This window comes from Paenibacillus sp. AN1007 (assembly GCF_040702995.1).
Taxonomy (GTDB): Bacteria; Bacillota; Bacilli; order Paenibacillales; family Paenibacillaceae; genus Paenibacillus.
Genome location: NZ_CP159992.1, coordinates 4,327,371 through 4,353,505, shown reverse-complemented (window position 1 = coordinate 4,353,505; position 26,135 = coordinate 4,327,371). Strand labels below are relative to the sequence as shown.

Sequence of the window (26,135 nt, the reverse complement as noted above, 5' to 3'; positions counted from 1 at the left end):
TCCTGTGTATGTAACTCTTGGTTAAACGTATGAAAGGAGTGAAATGGTTTATCCGCGAGATAGACTTTTACTGTTCAAGTTGGCTTATCGGACAATCTTCAGGTTTCACATCAGCGAAAGTCTGGATGCTGGGGTGACGCAGTGTCTGATGGTGAGTCAGTTCCATATACTGCACTTTAAGGCCGATGCGTGGTGTTACCCATGTGGTCTCCGCGCTGCGTTCAGGAATGTTATGGAATGGCCTTTCATTTACAATAAGCGGCTCAACTTGTGCAGTGAGTTCACGCCAGCGATTGATGTTTAATTTCCCTGTCCCGACATGACCGATATAAATAAAATGAGGTCCGTCATATACGCCGATCGCAACAGCATTGACGATACCGCTTCGATAGGTAACTCCCCCAATCATGCCATAGAGGTCATGCATGATTTTGACCTTCTGCCAGCGCGCATCTTTACCTCCGATCCCGTAGGTACTGGAAAGATCTTTACAGACGATGCCTTCCATCTGGTGCTGTCTCATCACCGTAAGCAGAGCGGATGCATCTCGTGAGTTGGTCACTTCCTGTACATGATCGCTGGTTTGCAGCACCTTGTGCAGCAGCTGCTGGCGAACTTCGAGCGCTTGGTCAGTGATCCATTTCCCCTCATAAAAAAGAATATCAAATACCATATAAGTAACCGGTATCTGCTGAACGGCATGGGCGATACCACCCGGTTTGCTCATCCGGTCCCGGCGCAGTACATGGTAAAAGGAGGGGCGTCCCGTGTCCGGGTCCAGCGCGATAATCTCTCCGTCCAGAATGTAAGAAGAGCCGGCACACAGATTACGCGGTTGTACCAGTTCGGGATACTGGGCTGTCCGGTCATGTAATCTGCGATTGACCAGCCGCAGCTCCTGTCCGTTCTCGTAAGCCAGCATGCGCACGCCGTCCCACTTGATTTGGGCAGTCCACTGTGAGCCTGCAGGCAGGGTGTCGCGGGAGATGGGTTCGAACGGAATAACGGGTTTGAACATGGGTGACTCCTTTCCTTAAGCCAGCGCTGGAATAATAAAGGTACACATAAACGGGCGAAGGCAGTCATTGTTTTTGCATACGATGTCTCAAGTGGTGAATCAGAATCAGCAGCAGCGGCAGGAAGATGCCGCAGGTTAAATCCCAATCGATCCAGTAGGGGATGACAAATTTAAGGTAAAAAGTTTCATTCGGAGCCACCAGTATGGAACAGGCTAAAATGAGAAGTGAGGCGGGCAGTATCAGAATCCGGTAACTGGATAATCGAAACAGGTGAGCCATGCCGAGTGCAAAACTGTAGAAAAAGAGAACGCTTTTGAAAAACACAGCGATAACCCAGACGGAGGCCATGAAAGCTTCAATCCGCTGTACAAAGTTGCCGATGTTAATCAATCGAGATACGCTAAACGATGCAAACCAGTGATGCTGTGTCATGAATGGTCCCAAAACCAGCAGACATATACTTAGTGTTAGCGTTAACAGTAATCCGCCAATCATACCCATGAGTAAAAAGTCTCTTTTCAGATGGGGACTCCGCTCGGTGTAAGGTAAAAGCATCATGAAAATACATAGTTCACAGTACGGATATGTAAGTACAGCAATAAAGCCCTTGAAAGGGGCGAGAAAACCTTGAGCGAGAACGGGCTTGATGTTATCCAGTTCTGCTTTGGGCAGCAGACACAAAGTAAGAATAATCAGAAACAGCACAATTAGAGGTAAGAAAGCTTCGGCGGTCCTGCCGATATTCACGAGTCCTGATTTTAATCCCCAGGCCAGTGCACAGATAAATACCAGATGCAGCACCCATAGTGGAGAACTGGTCAGAATTTCGGTGGCCATGAAGTCGCCGATTTCCCGGATAAAGGTGGATGTGCTGATCAGAAAGTAAAATAAATAAAACAGGCTGACTACAGCCCCGATCCATGGCCCCAGGATGCGAAGTATATGTTCAATCAGATTCAGCCGCGGATTCAGGTTGTACACAGCGAACAGGATTAGAAGTACCCCCAGCCCACCGCCCACTCCAAGTAAGGAGGAAATCCAGGCATCCTGCTGTGCATAAGACGTAATCATCGAGGGGAAGACCAGAATCTGCTCCCCGATCGTACAAAGGAACATGAGCGAAGCGAGCTGCCTGACGGTCAAACGTCCCTTTTCAATCATTGGAATAAAACTCCTTCATCTGGCGTTGTTTGGGTAGGGTTAGGATGTGCCAACATTTCGGGTTTTATGAAAACATATCAAAAAGCCTGAACAGCATGTTCTTCAGATAAAGCTGCGAAGAGACATTTGTCAGGCATTTTTGCACTACCGAGTTCATTATAACTTGCTTGGTGAAGTAGAGATTTATTTATGCTTTTGCGATCATACGGATCCGAATGTTTTGCGGGTCTGCCGCATAGTATGCCTTGTCATCTTGAATCACTTCAACACCCGATTGGCGCAAACGTGCAGCAGCCTGTTCGACTTCGTCCGAATGAGCATACACAATGGTAAAATAGTCGATCCCCGTACCATTGGCAGGATTGACCGGAGCGTTAACGCCCGCCCAGATGTTCAGCCCGATATGATGATGGTAACCGCCTGCAGACACGAACAACGCGGACATATTAGCAAAGTTTCCTACAACATCAAATCCGAGGATATCCGAATAGAAGCTCCGGGCTTCTTCCAGACTGCGAACGTGAAAGTGAACATGACCAATAACGGTGCCGGCGGGCAGACCCTTCCAGGTTTCATTTTCCGAAATATCAAATAAGCTCTGTACATCGACTGGATCACTGGCCATAACATAATTGTTATCCGCATCGCGTTTCCAGGTGTCCCGAGGGCGGTCGGCGTAAATTTCAATCCCGTTTAAATCGGGGTCAGAGATATAAAAGGCTTCACTTACCAAATGATCTCCTTGACCAATCTCGATACCGGATGCGGCCAGATTACGAACGGCAAGTCCAAGTGATTTGCGGTCAGGAAGCAAAATGGCAAAGTGGTACAAACCTGTATGGGAACGCTCAGGCAGAGTGATGCTGCCGCTGACCTCTTCGAGGCGAAGAAGTACGTTCTTTCCGTCCGCAGTCATCGAAGCCATGTGATCTTCGCGCTCCAGCAATTTTAGACCGACAACGTCTGAATAGAATTGAATAGAGCGGTCCAGATCGCTGATTTTAAGACTAACCTCACCCAGATGGGTTGTCGCTGGAATTTGATAAGGGGTGTTCATCATGATTTCCTCCTAGTAATGTGTATAAGATAAGTATTGAATAACAAATGAAAGAACGCCGGGATCAAGGGAGATGATGAGTATTGAAAAACAATAAGAGTAAACTCACTTTAAAAATATAAACAAGTTACTTTTCGTAATTAAGTATAAAATATTTATCTTTATTCGTCAATGTCTTATAACCGAAAGAACCTGAGAAGTGCTGTTCCTTGAATTTTGAGTATTGAATCGACTATTTACCTTTGAATTTCAAGAAACAGCTTCTCAGATCGTTACATCAGCTCTTCCCAGAGGGGTTAAGCTTTTGGCTTGGCTGGGGCCTTTTTGCGTTTGGGTGCAGCAGTAACATCGGTTTCTCCTCCGGCGGCAGCCTGAGCAGTTGTTTTTCGTGGAGCACGCTTTTTTGGTTTGGCCGTAGATGTGCCCGGATCGGCAGGAATCGGTTTAACCGCTTCAATACTGGCCTGCAGCGCTGCCATGAGATCCATCACATTGGCTTCCGGTTTGGCTGGTGCAATTTTAATTTCCTCACCTGCTACTTTGTGCTGAATAAGATCGAGCAGCTTCGCCCGGTAGTCATCTGTGTATTTACCAGGATCAAACGGGGTGGAGAGCTGATCGATCAACAGCTTGGCCATCGTGAGTTCCTTTTCATTCACATTCTGAATTTCAGGAAGGTTAGGGACTTGAGACACCGGGCGAATCTCATCAGGGTAAAAGATCGTTTCCATCGATAAACAGTCATCCAGTACACGAATGGCGGCTAGACTGCTTTTAGAACGGATGGAGATTTTGGCGATTCCGATTTTACCCGTATCCCGCATGGCGTTCATAAGCAGTTGATAGGCGTTTCCGCCAGCCTGATCGGGAGAGAGGTAATAGGTTTTTTGGAAGTAGATCGGGTCAATCTCGGTTAAATCTACAAAATCCAGAATGGTAATGGTTTTGCTGGCGGACTCGTTTAACGCCTCGAGTTCTTCTTTTTCAAACAAAACAAATTTACCCTTCTCATATTCGTAACCTTTGGTGATCTCTTCCCATTTCACTTCAACCTCACAGGAGGGACACTGACGTACATAAGCGAGCGGACTTCCGCAGACATTGTGGATATAACGCATGGAGATATCCTTGTCCTCTGTAGCGGAGAACATTTTGACGGGCACATGCACGAGGCCGAAACTGATGGCGCCTTTCCAGACGGTATGCATGGGGGCGGCTCCTTTCGAAATTTCTTTTTTATAATAGTATGGGCAGCTGTAATGAGGGATAATCGTAAATCCGCTGATTACATGGTTTCGCAGGGGCAGTGTAATGGACTGAATGGTTCTGTAAGAGTCGGGGATGATAACAGAAACAACAGGGGAGGTGCCAAATGAAGAACAGGCGGGACGAGGAAGAGGCGCACAAGCATACGTTCACACCCTATCCTCTGGAGGATGCCGAAAGTGCAGAAGAGTTTTATACCCCCGCATCGGCTGTAAATTGGGAAGCAGTTACTTCGGAGAAGCTGCCGCTGGATCGTGAATCATTTATGCTGGACATCGATCGTATGGTCAATGAAGGTTTAGGCGGCGGTCAGGTTACGGAGGACAACGGCTATATTGGGGATAGTACGACAGATACGATGGTTCAGGAAACCCATAACGAAGACCCGGAAGGAGATTACGAATAACATGATGGATGCGAAGCGGGCAAAAGCAATATATGAATCCAAAGATACGATTGCAGTCATGCTTGAAGGGGAGCCTGTCTGGATTGAGAATGTAGATGAAGCTAACGGTATGGCGACCGTACAGGTTGGCAGCAGACCTGGCAATACACAGACAGTCCGTGTGGATCGTCTGGAGGAATAGCAGGTAGGGCCTATTGGTGATTGATGAAGAGGAGAAGGGGAATTCCAGCTGTTCATGGATTCACAAATCCGGTACCTAAAGGTGCCGGTTTATTTGTTTTGATTTTATCCACGATCGTCCATCAAGATGGTTATGAAGTCTAGGGCTTCCAGCTTGTTCCTTCAATGTTGCGGGCGAGGAAAGGGACCGATATAATAAGGGTCAAAGTGAACTCAGGCGGGGAACCGTCAAAGGTGGGGCGTATATTGAATCAGACGCATGAGCAGTGGGTGTATCCATCCCGCAGCATTGCAGATACAGAAGCGCTTGCGTCCGCACTCGCGGTGCGGGCACAGGCCGGAATGGTCATTGCGCTGGATGGCAATTTGGGCGCAGGCAAAACAGCATTTTCACAGAAGTTTGCCTGGCATTTGGGTGTGAGAGATGTCGTGAGCAGTCCGACGTTCACACTGATCAAGGAATACGAAGGGCGATTGCCGCTGTATCACATGGATGTGTACCGTATTTCGCTGGAAGAAGCGGACGAGCTGGGGCTTGAGGAGTATTTTTACGGTGATGGTGTCAGTTTGGTAGAGTGGTCCAGCATCATTCCCGAGCTGCTGCCGCAGGAGCATCTTCATGTGCAGATCGAGACGACAGGTCTTGAAGAGCGAACGATAACGCTGGATGGGTATGGTGAGGTGTATGCTGAGCTGTGCCGACAGTTCAGACAGAATGGAGTCTTGGGATGACAAAAGAGCTGCAAAACAAGAGTGTGATGGAAGAACTGCAAAATAAGAAGATGATCAAGGATATGGAAAATAAAAGTATAATCAAGGATTCGCAAGAAAAGGATCTGATCGAACCTTTGCAAGAAAAGCCGCGTCAGCGGTTTTTGGTGTTGGATACATCTACCGCGGTGATGGCCGCAGCGGTGATGGAAGAACGATCACTGCTGGAGGAGCGCAATGAACGAGCTGAACGTAACCACTCGGTGCACGTTGTGCCTGTAATGGAGCAGCTGCTGGCCGCCAGCAGTACCGAGCCGGGCCAGCTCAGCGGGATCGCCGTCGGCATTGGGCCAGGATCGTACACGGGCATCCGCATCGCGGTGACCGCGGCGAAGACGCTGGCCTGGGCATGGGACATCCCCGTTGCGGGGGTGTCCAGCCTTCAGGCCATCGCCTGGGGCGGCTGGCACAGCGGCCTCGCCGCCAAGGCGATGGCTGCGGCAGACGATACCGCAGCCGGGTCTGGCGGAACGCCATCCGCGGACCAGGGCGGCACGAGTGCCGCCCCTGTCCACTGGATCGTTCCGCTCGTGGATGCGCGGCGCGGTCAAGCCTATACCGCGCTGTTCGCCTCCGCCGGCGGCGATGCGCCCCGCCGGCTGGCGCCGGATGCCATCCGTCAAATGGACGGATGGCTGGAAGAGCTCGCCGCCCGCATAGCGGAGGCGGCGCCGGAAGAGCGGCCCGCTGCCGTCTGGATCGTCGGCGAGACGGGCCAGCATGCGGAGGCAGCGGCAGCGCTTCGCTGTCCCGCAGGAACGGCGCTTCAGCTCGTACCATATGAGCTGGAAGGCCGCTGGATTGGGCGCCTCGGCGCTGAAGCGCTGCTGGCAGGTCAGCGCGACGACGTACATGCTTTGGTGCCAAACTACACCCAGCTGTCCGAAGCGGAAGCGAACCTGCTGCGCAAAGGCTGAAGGGAGAGGGAGAGCGGATGGACAACGCAGCGAAAGAAGGACAGGAAACCATGTTTCAGTTCAGACTCATGACGGTAGCGGATATTCCGGATGTGATGGAGATTGAGCATGAGGCATTTACCCTCCCTTGGACGGAAGAGGCTTTTCATAATGAATTGAAGCATAATCATTTTGCAAAATATATGGTCATGGAGTTAGACGGTACAGCCATTGGGTATGCGGGCATGTGGACGATTATGGACGAAGCTCACATTACCAATATTGCGGTAAGAAAAGCATACCAAGGCCGCAAGCTGGGCGAGAAGCTGCTGGACGAGCTGATGAAAACAGCGGCTTATCTCGGCATGGAGCGAATGACGCTGGAGGTCAGGGTGTCCAATATCGTAGCCCAGAATTTGTATCAGAAAAAAGGGTTTGAATCGGCAGGTCTGCGCAAAGGGTACTACTCCGATAACGGAGAGGATGCAATGATCATGTGGGCGGCACTGCCGCCTGTGAGCCGGAGCGGCGAAGAGGAAGGAAGCGTACTGGATTCATGAACGATTTTATAGATAATCAAAGTTATGCCCCGTCCTATATTCTGGCGGTAGAGACAAGCTGTGATGAAACATCGGTAGCCGTTGTCAAAGACGGGCGGGAAGTGCTGTCCAATCTGATCTCTAGTCAGATCGAAACACATAAAGCGTTCGGTGGAGTTGTACCGGAGGTGGCTTCGCGTAAGCACGTCGAAGTCATCACTCTGATGCTGGAGCAGGCGATTGAACAGTCGGGCATTCGTCCACGTGATCTGAGCGCGATCGCAGTCACCCAGGGACCTGGATTGGTCGGCGCACTGTTGGTGGGCATCGTAGCTGCCAAAACGCTGGCGATGGCGCTGGGCAAACCACTAATCGGCACCCACCATATTGCCGGGCATATTTATGCAAACCGCCTTGTGCGTGAACTGCAGTATCCGGCAATGGCCCTTGTCGTATCGGGGGGGCACACAGAGCTTGTGCATCTGGAGTCCGAAGGCAAATTCAAGCTGATTGGCCGCACACGAGACGATGCGGTTGGTGAGGCGTACGACAAAGTTGCCCGCGCCCTAGGGTGCCCTTATCCGGGCGGGCCGCATGTAGACCGGATGGCGTCCGAAGCGGAGGACGTTGTTCCGCTGCCGCGAGTATGGCTTGAAGCAGGGTCCTATGATTTCAGTCTTAGCGGGCTGAAATCGGCGGTATTGAATGCGCTGAATCAGGCTAAAATGCGCGGCGAAACACTGGAGCCGTCTGCGGTGGCACGTGGTTTTCAGGAAGCTGTCGTGGAGGTGCTGGTTGAAAAAGCGGTACGAGCTGTCCGGGAATACGGCTCACGGCAGCTGCTCCTGTGCGGCGGAGTTGCGGCTAATCGCGGCTTGCGGACGGCCCTGCAGGAACGCTGTGCGAAGGAAGGGCTGGAACTCGTTATTCCGCCGATGGAATACTGCACAGATAATGCAGCCATGATTGGTGCGGCAGCGCATCTGAAATGGATTCGCGGCGAAGGGACTGATTTTGACGCGAAGGCTGATCCCGGGCTTTCTCTGGAAGCCTGGTCGGTACAGGCTGAAGCCTGATGATTTTGCAGGAGCAAAGCGCATTCTGAAAAGAGATTATTTAGCTTTGGATTGAATGTCTGACAGCAGACGGTGAGAAGGTAGTTGACAGCAGGTTGTGAAGATTGTATATTAGTTACAAATTTAAACAGGAGTTATCTCCTGAACCGATAAACGCAATGAACAGGAACAGTAAGGTCACTCCCGGTCATTAGAGAGTTGCGGGATGGTGCAACGCAGCCGAAGGAAACCTGAAACTCACCTGGAAGCGGAACGATGGAACGCTGTTGTTTGCAGAGCCGAAGGCTGAAGCAACCCGGCAGTATATTGTTACGGCTGGCCTCCGTGAACGGGCGTTGTTATCGATTTACTTCAGATTAGAGCGGGGATACATTGACGATACCTGAGTCTAACCGAAAGATCGATGAACAATACTGAGGGGACTTTCAACCCGTTATTTATACAGGATGGGAGTCAACAAGAGTGGTACCGCGAAGGTGAACAGCCTGTCGTCTCTTGCATTTATGCAGGAGAGGGCAGGCTTTTTTGATTTTGGACGACAAATGTGAACATATCAAACAAATGTAATGAACGGGAGCAGTAGAACGGCAAAGGTGCTCAGAGAGCTGCGGGGTGGTGCGACGCAGCGGCCGGAAACGTTTGAATCTCGCCCGGGAACAGAGTTTTGGAAACATGGGATCTGATTAACCACTGCCTTGGAGGCGGCATCTCATGTGTACAAAGCAACGGTTAACCCCCGTTACAGGGTGTTTCTCTTGGATTCATTGACTGGCTTCACGCAGACGGCTGCGCAGTTCAATGCATTTATGGAGAACACGAGGTGGATGGTGTCAGCGCAGGGCTGAGGCTGTCAAGCGAGAGTGGTACCGCGGAGGGGAGAATAACCCGCCGTCTCTTAGATGAGATGGCGGGTTATTTGTATTTGCTGCCGGCAGCAGGGTGGGCAAAAGAAACAACCATATGGGATGCGGCATCAAGTCAACATCAGAATCAGGTCAGAGTGTAAGTCGACGTACACTTTGAATCATTACCTTGAATATAACTTTTTACAACCCCAAACATATAACAACGAAGTGAGCTGAGAGAAGTATTTCACCCGTGTTTTCAGCGATATGACTATGAAGAAACGTGCACAATAACCCGAAATTTAATGGAGGCTGATTTACGATGACAACTAACTCGAATAAACGAATGATTGAAATTTTTGATACGACGCTGCGTGATGGAGAGCAGGCACCGGGAGCCAGTCTGCAGCCTGAGCAGAAAATAGAACTGGCTCATCAGCTGGCTTCGCTTGGTATTGACGTCATCGAGCCTGGATTCCCGATCTCCAGTCCAGGAGAATTCGCGGCGGTTCAGGCGATTTCAAGGCAGCTGCAGCAGGTAGAAATTTGCGGGTTTGCACGTGCAGTCAAAGGGGATATTGACGCAGCAGTGAAAGCGACGCAGGATGCCGCGAGGCGCCGGATTCACCTGTTTATCTCTTCGTCGGATATTCATATCGAGCATCAGCTTCGTCGTCCACGGAGTGAGGTCGTCGCAACTGCCAGGGAGATGGTCGCCTATGCACGCCAGTTTACAGATACGGTTGAGTTCACGGCGATGGATGCTGCGCGTACCAAGATGGATGATCTGATCGAAATGGTCGAAACGGCCATTGAAGCTGGGGCAAGTATTATCAATCTTCCGGATACGGTTGGCTATGCGCTGCCGCATGAATATGGAGAGATGTTCCGGCGAGTGCGCGAAGGAGCAAGAGGCGGCGATCGGGTTCGCTATAGTGCACACTGTCACAATGATTTGGGGCTTGCGGTTGCGAACAGTCTGGCTGCCATTGCAAACGGAGCTTCACAGATTGAAGTGACGATTAATGGAATTGGCGAGCGGACGGGGAATTGTGCGCTGGAGGAGCTGATTATGGCATTGGAGACACGTGGTGATGTTATCGGAGCCGCAACCAACATCAAGCTGAATCAGCTGTATGAAACATCCCGCCAGATCAGCCGGGCTATGCATTTTCCGATTGCATATAACAAGCCGGTGGTTGGACGCAATGCCTTCCAGCACGAGTCAGGCATCCATCAGGATGGTCTGCTGAAGAATCGTAATACGTATGAGATTATGGACCCGGAAGCACTGGGCATTCCGCGGAGCATGATTATTTTGGGGAAACACTCCGGCCGACACGCCCTGAAGGATCGGGTACGCAAATACGGTTTTGAACCGGATGAGCAGCAGATGGAACAGCTGTACGAAGTGTTCAAAGTCACCGCGGATCAACAAAAAGTGGTGAGTGATGACCAGCTGCTGCAGATGGTGAGCCAAACGATGAACATCCCGGCTCAGGATTATGAATTGGTTGAGCTGCAGGTGACCGCGGGAAGTATGACAGACCGCATGGCGGCGGTACGTATTCGAACCAGTGCAGGGGAACATTCTTACTCTGCTGTAGGCGGAGGTCCTGTAGACGCGACGATTCAGGCGATTGGGCAGTGTATTTCGGACGATATTACGTTTGTAGACATGGAGATGCATGCCTTGAGCGGTGGAGAAGCAGCCAGTGCGGAAGCGGTGGTGACGGTAGAGCGTGCCGGACGAGAATTCCGGGGAACTGCTACACATCATGATATCGTCATGGCAGCAGGTTTGGCTTACGTTGCGGCGTGTAATGCAGCAGGCCTGAAAGTCGAATCTGCGGAAGATGAAGAAGTATTAGCTTAAGCGCGAAATAACTGTGCAGTATTCGAATCTGTCAAGGTGTTATTATAGTTATCCACATATCCAGTGTAAAATGTGGGTAACTAAGGCAAAGCCCTGTAAGTCATGTTTTCGAAACATACAGCTTATAGGGGATATAATGTGCCTCATTTACCCACAACATTGTGGATAATGTGGATAAAATGGTGGATAATTATGGCTTTTTTAAAGAAACCTTATTCTACCAACGTTTAATTACTTGAAATGGGCTGAGAAGGAATGCCTGCTCTTGTGGATAAAAACGGTGTACAACCTGGAAAATTATTTTGCGAAATTCGATTGAATTTGACAATTGTGAAAACATGATTTCAGGATCTCTGGCGAGTCGACAGATTTCTGATCTTACCATTCTTAACATCTAAATTTCTATATAGTCACCCGAGAGTTTATGGGGGTATACGAAAAGGGGCACACCGTTACCATGTTAACGGTGTGCCCCTTTTACATGAATTTAATATATGAATGTTCAACAGGACTTACCCCGTTCACATACCCTGAGTGATATTGTTATTCGTAACCAGGATTACGATCGCGGTCTAGCCCATAGCCAGTGCTTCCCATTCCTCATAAGCCTTGGCAAGCTGGGATTTGTGCTCTTCGGAGGTCTGCTGAAGCTCCTGAAGCTTCATATAGTCCTGATAAACTTCGGGCAAAGCCATCTGTTCCTCCAGTGAGGTAATCTCTGCCTCCAGCTCGGAAATCTGCTGTTCCAGAGCTTCCTGTCTGCGCTGTCTGTTCCGTTCCTCGCGCTTGGCTTGTTTGTCTGCCTCGAAGGGAAGCTGCACCGGATTTCTCGGAAGCTTGCGGACTCGTCTTTGCGGCTGATGAAGCTGATTTTGACGTTGACTGGCGAGCTTCGGCGGCTTCGCGCGCAATCTCTTCCAGCTCCTGCTTTTTCTCCACGTAATCATCATAGTTGCCCAGATAGTGCTCTGTACCTTCAGGATGAAGTTCAACGATACGTTCTGCCATTTTATTCAGGAAATAACGGTCATGGGAGATAAAGAGGAGTGTTCCCTCGTAATCCATTAACGCGGCTTCCAGCACTTCTTTGGCGAAGAGATCAAGATGGTTCGTCGGTTCGTCGAGAATCAGCACATTGGCTTCCTTCAACATAAGCTTGGACAGAGACACACGCGCTTTCTCTCCACCGCTCAGTGAGGATATTTTTTTGAGCACATCGTCACCGCTGAACAAAAAGTTACCCAGTACGGTACGGATGCGTGCTTCTTCCATGCCTGGGTAGGCACTCCAAAGTTCCTCCAGTACGGTATTGGACGGATTAAGTCCGGTCTGTTCCTGGTCATAATAACCGATCTGTACTTTGGTGCCCCACTGAATGTCGCCCTGCGCAGGGCGAAGACTTCCGGTAAGGCATTTCAGCATCGTTGATTTCCCGATCCCGTTAGGTCCGATCAGTGCAACCGTCTCGCCGCGCCGCAGATCAAAGGATACATTGCGGAACAGCGGTGGACCTTCATCATATGCAGCCGACAGCTGATCTACGCGAAGCACTTCCTTGCCGGACATGACAGCCGTTTCGAATGAAAAATGGGCTTTCTTCAGATCACCGAGCGGTTTGTCGAGACGATCCATCTTCTCCAGCGCTTTGCGGCGGCTCTGTGCACGCTTCGTAGTCGAAGCGCGCACGATATTTTTTTGCACAAAGTCTTCCATCTTTGCGATCTCGCCCTGCTGTTTCTCGTACTGCTTCATCTGACTTTCATATTCGGCAGCCTTCAGTTCCATATAACGGCTGTAATTCCCTGTATATTTCTTGGAGCGATGACGCTCGATTTCGACGATCGTTGTGACAAGCCTGTCCAGGAAGTACCGGTCATGCGATACAACCAGCAGGGCGCCTGAGTAACCTCTCAGGTAATCCTCAAGCCACGTCAGTGTGGCAATGTCCAGATAGTTTGTCGGCTCGTCCAGCATGAGCAGGTCGGGAGCTTGCAGCAGAATGCGAGCTAATGCGAGTCTGGTCTTCTGTCCGCCGCTGAGTGTACCGATCGGGGTATCGGGTGAAAATTCACCGAAGCCCATTCCGTGCAGGACACTGCGAATGCGCGTTTCCATCTCGTAGCCGCCATGATCCTTGAACCAGTCCGAGCGTCTTGCATAACGTTCCAGCAGGTCGGCATACTGTTTCTCATCCTCCATCAGGGCAGGATCGGCAATATCATGTTCCATCTGTCTGAGTTCTGCTTCGGTTTGGGTGAGATGTGAGAAGACATGCATCATCTCTTCCCAGATGCTGCGGTCGGACTGCAGGCCGCTGTTCTGTGCGAGGTAACCGAGCGTTGTTTCTTTGGATTTGAAGATTTGTCCGCCGTCATAGGACATCTCGCCAGCTATAATTTTGAGCAGTGTTGATTTACCTGCACCATTAACACCAACCAGGCCGATACGCTCACGTTCTAATATTTGTAAGTTCACGCCGTCCAGGATCGGATCGACACCAAAACGTTTAATAATTCCGGATACTTGCAGCAGCATAGAATGAAGTTCCTCCATAGGTCGAGTTCTTGTATTAAACACTTACCTTTCAGTTTACATGAAATACAGAGCAAATGCACCGATTGGGAACAGCCCCGGCTTGTAGTCTTTTTGTTCAATCAATGATAAACTGAAAGAAGACATGTTATTACATGACGATTTTGCAGAAAATGAATCATTTGAACCTGATCATCCAGATGACATCTTGTCTTAACATATAAATGCAGTGGAATGAATTCTTTTTTACCTTCCAGATCAACAGGAGGTTTGGCGGCATTATGCAGGATCATGCGGAACAGAAGAAGCAGCTTCGATCCCGGCTCAGACAGCTGCGCGAACGGCTGGACGAACAGATGCGTCAGCAAGCTCTCATTCAGATGAATGGCGGATTGAAGCGTGAACTGGACTGCCTGCGGCTGAGCAAAAACAGGCAGCGGCGTGAACCGCTGGTTATTTTCAGCTATCTGTCCTACGGCAGTGAGGCCTCTACCGTTTTTCTTTTTGAAGAGGGATGGAAACAGGGGGATGTTATGCTTGCGCCTAAAGTGCTCGCTGATCCGCCCCGCATGGAACTGCGTAAAGTGACGGGGACTCAGGATATTGAACCGGGCATATGGGGCATACCTGAACCTAAGGGCTCTTGTGACGTACTGCATCCCGAGGACTGGCCGGAACTGGATCTTGTGCTTGTACCGGGACTGGGTTATGACCTCCAGGGAGGGCGTATTGGATACGGCGGCGGTTATTATGACCGATTTGCGGAGTGTCTGGAGAAGCAGTGTGCGGAACAAGGCAAAAGACCTCTTATGGCAGCTCTGGTAATGCCTGGGCAGCTGGTGCCCGATATTCCGATGGACCCGCTTGATCTGCGGCTGGATCTGTTGATAACACCCGAAGGTATATTACATATCGAATAAAAGGGTTGTGATGTGATTGAACTCGGAAATAAACCGTGATCATGCTTCCAGCGGGAAGCTGACTCATTTTAACGAGCAGGGGCGGGCTCGAATGGTGGATATTTCAGGTAAGGATGTTACGGTGCGTACCGCTTCGGCTGTAACCAAAGTAACGATGAACCCGGAGACACTGGAAGCGATCCGCCAAGGTCGTATTGGCAAAGGGGATGTGCTCGCGGTTGCTCAAGTTGCGGGCATCCAGGGAGCGAAGAAAACGTCCGACTGGATTCCCATGTGTCATCCGCTTGCACTGAATGGTGTGGATATTCGTTTTCATGATAACGGAGTGGATGAGCTTCATATTGAAGTAACAGTCAAGACAGAGGGCAAGACAGGTGTCGAGATGGAGGCGCTCACGGCCGCTTCGGCGGCGGCACTGACGGTCTATGACATGTGCAAGGCAATGCAAAAGGATATGATCATCGGTCCAACGATGCTGCAGTCCAAAAGCGGCGGTAAAAACGGTGATTATAACCGGTAACGGATATTTATTTTCATAGAGGAGAAGGGTGATCTTTATGGTGTGGAGAACAGCAATCCTGACAGCCAGTGACAAAGGGGCCCGTGGAGAACGAGAGGATACGAGTGCGCAAGTCATACGGGAACTGGTAGAAGAAGAACTGGGTGGTCAGATCGTGGAGTATCGGATCGTTCCTGACGAACCCGATGAGATTATTGCAGCTTTGATCGAGATGACCGATTATTTTCATGCTGACCTCGTATTGACGACAGGAGGCACGGAACTGGCAATTCGGGATATTACGCCTGAGGCGACAAGGCGTGTCATTGAACGGGAAGTTCCCGGAATGGCGGAAGCCATGAGATTCAGTGTGATGAGCAAAAACCGTTCAGCGATGTTATTCCGCGGAGTATGCGGTATTCGCGGGCGTACATTGATCGTGAATCTGCCGGGTACACCAAAAGGCGTACATGAGCATCTGGCAGCCATCATGGATCAGCTTCCAGAGGCGCTCCTGATGGTAACCGGCCAATTCAACCAGTAAGCTGAAGATGTGCTCGTGGATGAACTAGAATGGTGTAGATCCCATAAAGGATAAACCTTTCCTTTGTTAAAAGGCCCTGTCCTCTAAGATTCGGCTGAGAGAAAATATGTGCTGTTATAACATTTTACGGGTATGTAAGTGGTTACATCTGTGGTATGATGGGCATAAATCCAAATGCACTCAGACAACTGTGAACATGACTTCGGATATGCGCATGTTGAACGCTTGAAACAAGGAGGAAGATCAATGTTAAGTTCGATTGGACCAACAGGATTTATTTTGCTGGCCGTCATTGCATTGCTGTTGTTTGGACCTAATAAGCTGCCGGAATTGGGACGGGCCGTCGGACGTACATTCCGGGAGTTTAAGGAAGGCGCGCGCGATATTATTTCGGACGATGATGCTTCGAGCCGTAAAGAGCAGGAAAAAGCAAAACCGGTGGCAGTAGAGACGACAACTGCTGACAAACCTGTGGATAAACGCCTGCCGGAATAATGTTATGGCATTGAAAGAGACATCCCTTCCTGCCGGAAGGGTTTTGTATTTTAAGCTGAATTCCAGGGGAGGCAGGCATGACGCAGCAGAATGAAGAAATGACGCTTTCGGAACATCTGAGTGAGCTGCGTAAGCGGCTGATCTATGTATTGAGCATATTTATTCTGGGACTCATCGCAGGGTTCTTTGTGGCAGACCCGGTATATCGTTATCTGACCAAGGCGGAGTCGGCCAAAGGTTTCGTACTGCATGCCTTCTCTTTCTGGGACGGTATAGGCATCTATATGAAGATAGCCGGACTTTTCTCGATAATTATTACACTGCCTTTTACAGTCTATCAGATCTGGAAGTTTGTAAGCCCGGGTCTGCGGCCTCAGGAGCGTAAGGCATCCTTGAGATATGTGCCTTATGTATTTCTGCTGTTCCTGGTCGGTGTAGCGTTCTCATATTATGTTGTCTTTCCGATGGCACTTGCGTTTACAACAATGATTACGGAAAAAATGGGGCTTGTCGAAACCTACGGCATGAAGCAGTACTTCAGTTTTCTATTTGGCATTGTGCTGCCGGTGTCACTGCTGTTTGAGCTGCCTCTGCTCATTATGTTCCTGACAGGGCTTCGGATTCTGAATCCGATTCGTCTGCGCAAAATGCGCAGAGTGGCCTACTTTGTACTCATCTTTATCGCGGTGGTTATTACGCCGCCGGATTTAATATCCGACCTGCTTGTCATGATTCCGCTGCTGCTGTTATATGAGATCAGCGTGTTTTTATCAGGAATGGTATATCGCAAGCAGCTTGCGGCTGACCAGGAGATTGAAGCCCGTTATATTCGGGCAGATGATAACCAGCATGTAGGATAGAATAGTGCGGGAGTTTGAAATACAGTCGTTTGTTTCTCCTCTGCATCAGCATCATAATCTGCTGGAGGCGCTGGAACAATCATGGTCTGTTATATCTATAGAGGCTAGAGGCACCGGATTCATCTTCATGGTGCTTAAGGATATTCAGCAGCTTGAGAAAAAAATATCAAGGTACGGGTGAATGAAGAATTCACTCGGTTGAAGGCCCGGAGAAGACGTTATGTGCTGCTCCGGGTCTTTTGGTTCAGATCAAAATGAGAGTAGAAGTGGACATGCAGGCATATTATGCCGGTCAATGGATACAATGGAGAAGGGGATTCGGGCTGCAGTTTGCATGTGGGCGAGCGAATCACGTAAAATAAAAAGCGTATGAATGTCACATTCATCCAGCTGTATCAGGCATGATTGGAATCTGTTGGTGTAAATTCAACGTAAATTCTCGCAAAAATTCATCAAAAAGACTTGAAATCATGCTTCAAGTTGAGTATCATAAAGTTGGTTGTTAGCACTAAACACAGTCGAGTGCTAATACATATGGCTGCAGCCTACAAATGCAAGGCTATATAATTTCAAAAGGAGGCTATTTTTCATGATCAGACCTTTAGGTGAACGCGTATTGGTAGAACCACTGGAGCAAGAGCAAACGACTTCTTTCGGGATCGTACTTCCGGACTCCGCCAAAGAAAAACCGCAAGAGGGTAAAATCATTGCAGTTGGTGCGGGCGCATTGAAAGACGGCGTACGTGTAGCTCTGGAAGTGAAAGAAGGAGACCGCGTTATTTTCTCCAAATATGCCGGTACAGAAATCAAATTCGAAGGTAAAGAATATTTGATTATGAAAGAGAGCGACATTCACGCGATTCTCGACTAATTTCAAATTTAATCGGTTAACCGAACCATATAGCAGTACCATTTTACACAATATATCAGGGAGGTTTTCTTAAATGGCTAAAGACATTAAATTCAGTGAAGACGCTCGTCGCTCCATGCTTCGTGGTGTGGATGCATTGGCTAACGCAGTGAAAGTAACCCTCGGACCAAAAGGCCGCAACGTGGTTCTGGAGAAAAAATTCGGAAGCCCGCTCATCACGAATGACGGTGTAACGATTGCAAAAGAAATCGAACTGGAAGATGCATTCGAGAACATGGGTGCACAGCTGGTTAAAGAAGTAGCAACGAAAACTAACGATGTTGCCGGTGACGGTACAACAACTGCAACAGTACTTGCTCAAGCCCTCATCACTGAAGGTTTGAAAAACGTAACTGCAGGCGCTAGCCCAATCGGTATCCGTAAAGGGATCGACAAAGCGGTTAAAGCTGCGGTTGCTGAATTGCAATCCATCTCCAAACCGGTTGAAACCAAACAATCCATCGCACAAGTTGCAGCAATCTCTGCAGCTGACGAAGAAGTAGGCGAACTGATCGCTGAAGCTATGGAAAAAGTAGGTAAAGACGGCGTTATCACTGTAGAAGAATCCCGTGGATTCGCTACTGAGCTTGAAGTGGTTGAAGGTATGCAGTTCGACCGCGGATACATCTCTCCTTACATGATCACAGACACGGACAAAATGGAAGCTGTTTTGGACAATCCGTACATCTTGATCACAGACAAAAAAATCTCCAGCACGCAGGACATCCTGCCACTGCTTGAGAAAATCGTTCAACAAGGTAAACCGCTGGTATTGATCGCTGAAGATATCGAAGGCGAAGCACTGGCTATGCTGGTTGTGAACAAATTGCGTGGTACATTCAATGCTGTAGCTGTTAAAGCGCCAGGATTCGGTGACCGTCGTAAAGCAATGCTGCAGGATATCGCAGCTCTTACTGGTGGCCAATTGATTACGGAAGAACTGGGTCTGGACCTGAAATCCGCTGTTGTGGAACAACTGGGTACAGCTCGCCAAATCCGTGTAACAAAAGAAAACACAATCATCGTTGACGGTGCTGGTAACAAATCCGATATCGATGCACGTGTTAGCCAAATCCGTACACAATTGGAAGAAACAACTTCCGAGTTCGACAAAGAGAAACTGCAAGAGCGTCTGGCTAAATTGTCCGGCGGCGTAGCAGTAATCAAGGTCGGTGCGGCTACTGAAACTGAATTGAAAGAACGCAAACTGCGTATCGAAGATGCCCTGAACGCAACTCGCGCTGCGGTTGAAGAAGGTATCGTATCCGGTGGTGGTACTGCGCTTCTGAACGTATATCATGCTGTTGCTGGTGTAGCTTTGTCCGGTGACGAGCAGACAGGTGTAAACATTGTCCTGAAAGCTCTGGAAGCGCCAATCCGCACAATCGCGGCTAACGCTGGTGAAGAAGGTTCCGTCATCGTGGAACGTCTGAAAAAAGAGCAAGTTGGCGTAGGCTTCAACGCTGCGACTGGCGAGTGGGTTAACATGATCGAAGCAGGTATCGTTGACCCTGCGAAAGTAACGCGTTATGCACTGCAAAACGCTGCTTCCGTAGCAGCAATGTTCCTGACTACTGAAGCGGTTATCGCTGACAAGCCAGAACCTGCAGGCGCTGCTGGCGCTCCTGACATGGGCGGCATGGGCGGTATGGGCGGCATGATGTAAGTTAGGCTGCTGAAAGCCTGTAATACCGCTATTTTAAAGGCTCCCGAGAGGGAGCCTTTTGTTATTAAATCACGAAAAAATCACATTTCCTGCAAAGTTGCTTGTTTTTCAAATCTGAAATCTAAAATGTCTGCAAAATGAGATCTGATTTTATCGTTGGCATCTTTCTTCATTTTTTCAGTTACATGAGTATAGATCTTTAACGTAGTTTCTGGGTCATCGTGCCCAACTCGCTTCATGATCGTCTTCAAATCAACTCCTGCTTCTGATAGCATACTGATATGTGTATGTCTGAAGATGTGTGGGGTAGCCTCTTTTTTTATTGATGTGTGTTTTAGTATTCTGTTCATTCTGTTAAGTACGTTTTTTTGTATAAAGGGGTAGCCGTTAGTCCGACAAAATACAAAATTTCCGTTATGATAATCAGGCAGCATTTTTTTTATTTCAATAATGGCTTGTTTTTGCTTCTCGTAATGATTTTTTAGTAAGTCCATTACAACCTGGTCTACCTGAAATGTACGGATTGATCCTTCAGTTTTTGGGGGAGTAAGTTTGTACATCTTCATGTTATTATTTTCGTTATACAAAGTCTTGGTAACTCTTATTTCATTTGTTTCAAAATTAATGTCTGTCCACTTCAGGGCGCAAAGCTCCCCCGATCTCATCCCTGAAAAAGCAAGTAAATAGAAGCGTTCTAAATCCATTGCCATACCATGGAGAAACACTGCGTGTAAGAATTCGTTTATTTCGTCTTTCTCCAGATAACCGTCCTCTAATGATGTATTTTCAATCTCCTCTACAGTTAATTTTTTCACTGGAATAATAGTACCAGTGCAAGGATTATCCAATCTCATTTTATGTTTAATTGCATACTTCATAATCATGTTGGCAGTAACATGAACACCTTCGATGGTCGTTCTTGCATATCCTTGATCATCCAAATCGTTAATAATGTTTTGATGCTGTTTGTGAGAAATTTTATCAATATTAATCTCAAGTAAATATTTCTCAAGAAGTTTGATTTCTTTACTTCTGACCCTAACCGTACTTTCTTTTACTTCACCTTTCGAATATGTTTTTAGCCAATCAGCAGCTACTTTTTTAAAAGGTAGATTTTTATTTTTCTTAGAGTCTATCCCGTGGTTTGTGAGATCATCAAGAACCTTTTGAGCACGTGCTAAAGCTTCCTTTTGCGTGTCACCTCGCCGTGGTATCTGCTTTCTCTTACCCGTAACGGGGTCAGGAGGTCCTTCCAATGTACAAATCCACTTATAGCCTTGCTTATTATTTTTTAATTTTCGTGTAAGATGCCATATACTATCAGCTCCTTAAGATGCATTAATCTGTTTTTTCAGTTGTTGAAGAAGGCGGAGTGTTTCTTTGGAAGGGCTCTTTGATTGAGAAGAACGGAATAAAGAGACAGCAACTTGAATTTTGCCTTTCATCATTTCAACATCATCACGGTGGTATGATATTCTTCGTGAAGCCTGGAGGAAATGTGTTCTGCACGATTGGCAGCCAATTTATTGGGAACTCTGAACTCTTCCGAAAGAAGTCCAATACACTCACCCCAAGTCATATCCAAAGGTGTGGGAAGAAGATAAAAGGGCATAGAAGCAATTAAGCAGAAGTTTGATCACCCGTGAAGAGTCTGTAGCCGTGATGAACCGGCTCAGGAAAAATTTCCTGAAGCTAATCTAAGGAGTTAACGGAAATGTGGTTGACATGGACGAGCGGTTGAAGAAGATTGAAGCAAAAGTATAATTAGCATTTCTCAGGATAAACTTAAAATTGATTCATCCAATAAATGGTCAGCACACAACAAAACGGAGCTATTACATAGCTCTGTTAACTCTCCCATCCCTATTTGAAAGGCCCCGCCAGTTATATATCTGGACGGGGCTTTTTTTGCTGTGTAGATGAATGTCCAAGCAGTCCAATAGACTGCGAATATATTATCCTTTCCCAAACGATAGGAGAGATTATATTTAAAATGACGAGACTCCTTGATGCAAGGTCATCACAGAATGCAAGCTTGGCAAACTCAATCTCTATTGGATTTTCAAATCCTGTCCCTCAGTTATTTGGTCAAATCGGTTTGTTAACAGATGGGGCAGGTGATAATCTCAGAGTTCTGTTAAAAGGAACGGTTACTATAGAAATCCCATTTAACGGTATTATCGCGGGTATGTTCACCATTACTGTTGTACGAGGTACGTTAGCAACTGACCCAATTGTTTATTCTGCGACAGCTACGTATGACTTTAACCCTCGGTCACCACAAGTTATCACATTCTCAGCAAACGATTTCAACCCACCCCTCTCATCACAATTGACGTACAGTGCATTTGTAAGTGCTGGTCGGGCACCTTCTTTTCGTGTAGGTCCTGAAAACTTTGACGGGTTCGTTGTCTCAGATTGATCTGAACAAAGAGGGGAACTGTGGTAATATTAAGCGAGTCCGAAAGCATCGGTAAAAAGACACTGTTGGCATTGTGGTCAAGACCCCATTTAGTAGACATTATAAAAAGACCCTAGGCTGTAAACTGGCGTCGGTACTCTACCGGTGTCAGTTTTTTCAGTTTCCGTTGTGGCCGTTTTCGATTATAAAAACGGATATATTTTTCGATTTTGCTTTGTGCTTCGTTAAGCGTTCGGATATGATAAGGATAGAGTCCTTCCGTTTTGAGATGCGAGAAGAAACTCTCCATCGAGGCATTGTCATAACAATTTCCTCGGCGAGACATGCTGATTCGGGCGCCAACCTTTGGCAGCATGTCGTGGTAAGCGTGAGACGTGTACTGGAAACCCTGGTCGCTGTGAACGACGAGTCCGGTCACGTCTTTTTGCTTCGCAAACGCTTTACTGAATGTGCGGAGCACCAGTTCATTATCGTTGCGTTCGCCTATTTCGTAGGCCATAATTTCGTTATTAAACAGATCCTTTATAGCTGAAAGATATATCCAGCGCTCTCCCACACGATACTGGGTAATGTCCGTTACCCATTTCTGATTCGGTTTTTCTGCACTGAAGTCTCGCTTCAGGCAGTTCTCTGCTACTCGCTGCGCAGGTGCATACGGGCCACTGGAGCGTCGTTTACGACGAATCCTGGATTGAATACCGAGCATTTGCATCAGGCGGAGCACCTTTTTGTGGTTCATCCAAATCCTCTGATCTTGCCAAAGGAATAACTGGAGTTGTCGATAACCATATTTCCCTTCATATCGTTGATAGGTTTGAAGTACTTGGTTCATCGCCTTTGTATCGCGGTCAAATCGTTTACGTTTTATGTAGGCATAAAATCCACTCCGTGACACGCCACATACATCACAAAGTTTCTGGATATCCCCGTATGCCGCTACTTTTTCTATGATCTGAAATCTTTCTTGTTTGCTTCCTCCTTCCAGATGACCAAGCACTTTTTTAGCAACGCATTCTCCCGCTTCAGTTTTTGGACATAACGGTCTTGGTCCAAGTATTCTTTACGTCGCCCTCGCTGATCCATCAGTCCAAACTCACCTTGTTCCCGATATTTTCTCATCCAGCGCTTCATTCGTCCTGGGTCATGAATTCCCAGATGCTCATTAATCTTTCGATAAGTCCAGCCCTCAACCGTGTGCAGACGAATAGCCTCATTTTTCAACGTCTCCGAATACGTTTTAAACTTTTGTCCCTTAATCGCCATAAAAAATACACCCCCTAGAATTTCATCGGTTAAACCCAGGGTTTTTTCCAATGTCTATTCTAAGGGGTGCACTTCAGCTAATACTTTCTCAATTTTGTCTTTGTTTTTTTACTGTTCTTTACTGTTCAATCGTTGGTAATTTTCAAGCAGTCCAATAGCTTCTAAGGAAAAGAGATTGCTAACTTGTGGACTATGGAATCTCAGTTCTCTTGTTTTTATATAAGCTCATCGGTTAGCAATTTATCTTAGGATACTTAGACATTATTATTTGACCTTAGTAACATTCTAGATGCGTTTACTGAGAATTAAATTATCTATCAGTTGACATGCTTCTCATATTTCTGTGATGAAGCAATGAGGGGATGATAAGGACAGGATGTTATCAGCGGTAGAAATAGATTGTCAGTATCACTGTAACTACAAAAAAACTTTTGAGTTATTTGCCATGTAACTTTCATTCGGCTGTAGTTACTCAAGAAGATACAATTATTTTATATAATAAATGAGAATGAAGTTTTTATTTTTAAAATGTATTAAATATATTTGAATATTATTGACGATCAATGATGGTGAATGTATTATTATGATATGATATTAGAAAAGAGGTTTAAGCAATGAGTTCAAAAGCTGACAACTTTAAAAGATTAGCTGAGAAACGAGTAACAGAATGTGTGAAAAAAATAAGGCTTATCGGTAACTTGGCTAACAAAAACAACTACGAATATACAGTTGAGCAGGCAAAACAAATTGCAGCTACCTTAGAACAAGAAATTCAAAACCTAAAAAAAAGATTCAGAGATGAAGCTGAGGAGCAAGATTTTATTTTTAAGTTCGATGACTGATTTATAAGAGGAGGAAATAGGATTGAGAGAGATAATTCAAGATGGTGAGCGTGTATCTAATTTTCTTTCAGAGTTAAGTGCCGAGATTGGGGAGGCAGCAGCATCAAATGTGTTACAAACATCTGTAAATATATTGGAAAGAATCCCTGAAGTAAATAGCAGTGAAAAGATTTTAGGATTGCTTTATGGTTTAATCCAAAGTGGAAAAACTAATATAATTAATATGACAGTTGCTTTAGCCGCTGATAATGGCTATAAGCTATTTGTCGTATTAACTGATAGAAACAACTCTCTACAAGACCAAACTTTTGATAGATCGGATTCAGCACTATCAGGCATGTTAGTAAGGAAAATGGATGAAATTAGCGAAGAGGACCCAGAATACTTAAAAACTGTGTTGGAAACTGATGGAATTGTATTAATTTGTAAAAAGGACACTGCAGATCTTGAAAAGTTAATTACATTTTTATCAAATCAAGATTTAACCGATATATCAGCTCTAATTGCTGACGATGAGGCAGACGCGATAGGTCTAAATACTAATCAGCGCATTGAGGGTGAAGATCCAAGTGCGATAAATCAGCAACTTTTAGATCTACGCGATATGGTTTCAACGCAGCTTTATTTACAAGTAACAGCAACCCCTCAAGCAATAATTCTTCAAAACAAAGAGGATACAGGGTTCTATCCAGAATTTATAGAAATAGTTGACGCAGGCAGAGGCTATACAGGAATTCATACCTTTTTTCAGGAAAATGCAAAGGAACATATTAGGAATGTAGAAAAAGAGGAAATAAAAGAGCTTGCTAGAATGGAATCAGATGATGAAGATATAACTAGTATTCCTGATGGGTTAATGAGTGCCTTATCTAACTTTGTAATTGGAGCATCCGTCCGGCTGCTTGAAAATACAGAACCGAGACGTGAACAAAAATTCACTTTTCTCTGCCATATTAGTCCATATCAACTGATCCACACCAGGATAAAGAAACTAACAAAAAAATTTGTTGCGGATTTATATAAAGCATTAAAGAGACCGGAGGAATCAGAGAAAAGGGATTTTATCATGCATTATCTTTTAGCAGCTTATGCTGATTTAGAAGATACGCACCCAAAGATACCCGTATTTCCAGACGTGTTAAAGGTTTTAAGTGATAATATAAATAGTCATGATGTTATAGTACTTAACGCAGCACCTGAGTCTCAAAGTAACATCAAATTAAATAAAAAGTACAATTTCATTATTGGTGGAAACAAGCTTGGACGTGGTTTAACAATTCCTCGTCTGCTAGTTACTTATTATGGAAGGGTTGTTGCAAGACCACAGGTCGATACGTTAATGCAGCATGCCAGAATGTGTGGTTACCGTTCCAAAGATTTAACTGTAACTAGAGTGTTTATTCCTGAGGATATCGCGGACTTATTTGAAGAAATATGCGAGCACGATGCAGTCCAGCGAGATATAATCAAAAATCATAATATAGAAAGCACATTATATTTAAACAGAGATAATCTTAGTCCCTCAAGACCAAATGTTATTCCAAATTCGGTAGGGGCTTATAAGCCTGGACAGTTAAGGTTTCCTAAGGTCCCGGAATTTCATAGTGGAGTAATTGAAGAGGTGACTAGTTATGTAAATGAGAAAGTATTGGATATTACAGAACCTTTTGAACCAGTAGAAATTGAAGTTGATACTGTAATTGATATTTTTAATAAAATACCATTATTAGTTACCGGTGGATGGCGTACTAAAGTAATTGTAGAGTATTTAAGCTGGTACAAGGCCAATCGATCTAATTCAATCAACATGCTATACAATATTGATACCAACATCGGCCTTTCTAAAAGTAGAGGGAGTAAAGAAATTGGATCTGTACTCTCCCCAAGCATGCAGCGGATAGTGAGTGAAGTAGATAGCAAAAAACCATTGGCTATTTTTGTAAGAAATAGAGGTGTTAAAGAAGGCTGGGATGGAGTGGATTTTTGGATTCCTTTATTTAGGTTTCCAGAAGATGAGAATAACATTCTATTTAACCTAAACAATATTTAATGTAAAATAACACATCCTTAAAAAGTTTTTAAGGGTGTAT

General features: G+C 46.6%; 23 protein-coding genes, 1 pseudogene and 2 other annotated features. Of the genes and pseudogenes, 16 read left to right on the top strand and 8 right to left on the bottom strand.

The window, feature by feature from the left end; translation table 11 throughout:
- Nucleotides 1-67: 67 nt before the first annotated feature.
- The 4 genes from ABXS70_RS19670 to ABXS70_RS19655 all read right to left on the bottom strand — a co-directional run bounded on the left by ABXS70_RS19670 (nt 68) and on the right by ABXS70_RS19655 (nt 4,445).
- Entirely contained in the window at nt 68-1,018 is a 951-nt protein-coding gene (locus ABXS70_RS19670; protein WP_342554658.1) for a DNA ligase, read from the bottom strand.
- Between the two features lie 64 nt (nt 1,019-1,082).
- The gene (locus ABXS70_RS19665) at nt 1,083-2,180 is read right to left on the bottom strand and encodes an endospore germination permease (protein ID WP_342554659.1); all 1,098 of its coding nucleotides are present in this window, start codon (nt 2,178-2,180) and stop codon (nt 1,083-1,085) included.
- A gap of 187 nt (nt 2,181-2,367) precedes the next feature.
- Nucleotides 2,368-3,237, bottom strand: coding sequence for a VOC family protein (locus ABXS70_RS19660; protein WP_342556260.1), 870 nt, complete (start codon nt 3,235-3,237; stop codon nt 2,368-2,370).
- 296 nt (nt 3,238-3,533) lie between these two features.
- A complete protein-coding gene (locus ABXS70_RS19655) occupies nt 3,534-4,445 on the bottom strand; it encodes a Ku protein (protein ID WP_342554660.1) in 912 nt (303 codons plus the stop codon).
- 164 nt (nt 4,446-4,609) lie between these two features.
- Between ABXS70_RS19655 and ABXS70_RS19650 the strand changes: the two genes are divergently transcribed.
- The 7 genes from ABXS70_RS19650 (at nt 4,610) to ABXS70_RS19620 (ending at nt 11,092) form a co-directional block, all read left to right on the top strand.
- A complete protein-coding gene (locus ABXS70_RS19650; protein ID WP_342554661.1) occupies nt 4,610-4,909 on the top strand; it encodes a hypothetical protein in 300 nt (99 codons plus the stop codon).
- Between the two features lie 4 nt (nt 4,910-4,913).
- Entirely contained in the window at nt 4,914-5,090 is a 177-nt protein-coding gene (locus ABXS70_RS19645) for an H-type small acid-soluble spore protein (protein ID WP_342556261.1), read from the top strand.
- Between the two features lie 245 nt (nt 5,091-5,335).
- Nucleotides 5,336-5,821 carry a tRNA (adenosine(37)-N6)-threonylcarbamoyltransferase complex ATPase subunit type 1 TsaE gene (tsaE, locus tag ABXS70_RS19640; RefSeq protein WP_342554662.1) on the top strand — a complete coding sequence of 162 codons (486 nt, stop codon included), beginning with the start codon at nt 5,336-5,338 and terminating at the stop codon, nt 5,819-5,821.
- A gap of 62 nt (nt 5,822-5,883) precedes the next feature.
- On the top strand, nt 5,884-6,777 hold the full coding sequence (gene tsaB / locus ABXS70_RS19635) for a tRNA (adenosine(37)-N6)-threonylcarbamoyltransferase complex dimerization subunit type 1 TsaB (RefSeq protein ID WP_342556262.1): 894 nt from the start codon (nt 5,884-5,886) through the stop codon (nt 6,775-6,777).
- A gap of 17 nt (nt 6,778-6,794) precedes the next feature.
- A complete protein-coding gene (gene rimI / locus ABXS70_RS19630; RefSeq protein ID WP_342554663.1) occupies nt 6,795-7,316 on the top strand; it encodes a ribosomal protein S18-alanine N-acetyltransferase in 522 nt (173 codons plus the stop codon).
- Nucleotides 7,313-8,371 carry a tRNA (adenosine(37)-N6)-threonylcarbamoyltransferase complex transferase subunit TsaD gene (gene tsaD, locus ABXS70_RS19625; protein WP_342554664.1) on the top strand — a complete coding sequence of 353 codons (1,059 nt, stop codon included), beginning with the start codon at nt 7,313-7,315 and terminating at the stop codon, nt 8,369-8,371. The genes rimI and tsaD overlap by 4 nt, the downstream gene beginning before the upstream one ends.
- A gap of 149 nt (nt 8,372-8,520) precedes the next feature.
- Nucleotides 8,521-8,870, top strand: a binding site (T-box leader).
- 58 nt (nt 8,871-8,928) lie between these two features.
- Nucleotides 8,929-9,270 (top strand) — a binding site (T-box leader).
- Nucleotides 9,271-9,538: 268 nt separating this feature from the next.
- A complete protein-coding gene (locus tag ABXS70_RS19620) occupies nt 9,539-11,092 on the top strand; it encodes a 2-isopropylmalate synthase (protein ID WP_342554665.1) in 1,554 nt (517 codons plus the stop codon).
- A gap of 572 nt (nt 11,093-11,664) precedes the next feature.
- Here the strand turns inward: ABXS70_RS19620 and ABXS70_RS19615 are convergent.
- Nucleotides 11,665-13,627 (bottom strand): annotated as a pseudogene (locus ABXS70_RS19615) (ABC-F family ATP-binding cassette domain-containing protein).
- Nucleotides 13,628-13,905: 278 nt separating this feature from the next.
- Between ABXS70_RS19615 and ABXS70_RS19610 the strand changes: the two are divergent.
- From ABXS70_RS19610 to groL, 7 genes are all read left to right on the top strand, one after another.
- Entirely contained in the window at nt 13,906-14,544 is a 639-nt protein-coding gene (locus tag ABXS70_RS19610) for a 5-formyltetrahydrofolate cyclo-ligase (RefSeq protein ID WP_342554667.1), read from the top strand.
- 16 nt (nt 14,545-14,560) lie between these two features.
- Entirely contained in the window at nt 14,561-15,064 is a 504-nt protein-coding gene (gene moaC / locus ABXS70_RS19605; RefSeq protein ID WP_342554668.1) for a cyclic pyranopterin monophosphate synthase MoaC, read from the top strand.
- Nucleotides 15,065-15,101: 37 nt separating this feature from the next.
- Complete coding sequence (locus ABXS70_RS19600) at nt 15,102-15,587, top strand: MogA/MoaB family molybdenum cofactor biosynthesis protein (protein WP_342554669.1); 486 nt, start codon at nt 15,102-15,104, stop codon at nt 15,585-15,587.
- Between the two features lie 246 nt (nt 15,588-15,833).
- Nucleotides 15,834-16,082 carry a twin-arginine translocase TatA/TatE family subunit gene (gene tatA, locus ABXS70_RS19595; RefSeq protein WP_342554670.1) on the top strand — a complete coding sequence of 83 codons (249 nt, stop codon included), beginning with the start codon at nt 15,834-15,836 and terminating at the stop codon, nt 16,080-16,082.
- Nucleotides 16,083-16,159: 77 nt separating this feature from the next.
- On the top strand, nt 16,160-16,942 hold the full coding sequence (gene tatC, locus ABXS70_RS19590) for a twin-arginine translocase subunit TatC (RefSeq protein WP_342554671.1): 783 nt from the start codon (nt 16,160-16,162) through the stop codon (nt 16,940-16,942).
- A 589-nt stretch (nt 16,943-17,531) separates the two neighbouring features.
- Nucleotides 17,532-17,813: a co-chaperone GroES gene (groES, locus tag ABXS70_RS19585; RefSeq protein WP_090918205.1), complete on the top strand. Its 282-nt coding sequence runs from the start codon at nt 17,532-17,534 to the stop codon at nt 17,811-17,813.
- A 73-nt stretch (nt 17,814-17,886) separates the two neighbouring features.
- Nucleotides 17,887-19,518, top strand: coding sequence for a chaperonin GroEL (gene groL, locus ABXS70_RS19580; protein WP_342554672.1), 1,632 nt, complete (start codon nt 17,887-17,889; stop codon nt 19,516-19,518).
- An 80-nt stretch (nt 19,519-19,598) separates the two neighbouring features.
- Here groL and ABXS70_RS19575 read toward each other — a convergent pair whose 3' ends face one another.
- From ABXS70_RS19575 to ABXS70_RS19565, 3 genes are all read right to left on the bottom strand, one after another.
- The gene (locus tag ABXS70_RS19575) at nt 19,599-20,774 is read right to left on the bottom strand and encodes a site-specific integrase (protein WP_366290146.1); all 1,176 of its coding nucleotides are present in this window, start codon (nt 20,772-20,774) and stop codon (nt 19,599-19,601) included.
- A gap of 1,278 nt (nt 20,775-22,052) precedes the next feature.
- Entirely contained in the window at nt 22,053-22,937 is an 885-nt protein-coding gene (locus tag ABXS70_RS19570; protein WP_366290143.1) for an IS3 family transposase, read from the bottom strand.
- Nucleotides 22,886-23,203, bottom strand: a complete 318-nt coding sequence (locus ABXS70_RS19565) for a transposase (RefSeq protein WP_342553461.1) — start codon at nt 23,201-23,203, stop codon at nt 22,886-22,888. Before ABXS70_RS19565 ends, ABXS70_RS19570 begins: the two co-directional genes overlap by 52 nt.
- Before the next feature lie 614 nt (nt 23,204-23,817).
- Between ABXS70_RS19565 and ABXS70_RS19560 the strand changes: the two genes are divergently transcribed.
- A complete protein-coding gene (locus tag ABXS70_RS19560; RefSeq protein ID WP_366290139.1) occupies nt 23,818-24,045 on the top strand; it encodes a hypothetical protein in 228 nt (75 codons plus the stop codon).
- A gap of 22 nt (nt 24,046-24,067) precedes the next feature.
- Nucleotides 24,068-26,095: a Z1 domain-containing protein gene (locus ABXS70_RS19555; protein ID WP_366290136.1), complete on the top strand. Its 2,028-nt coding sequence runs from the start codon at nt 24,068-24,070 to the stop codon at nt 26,093-26,095.
- Nucleotides 26,096-26,135 lie beyond the last annotated feature (40 nt).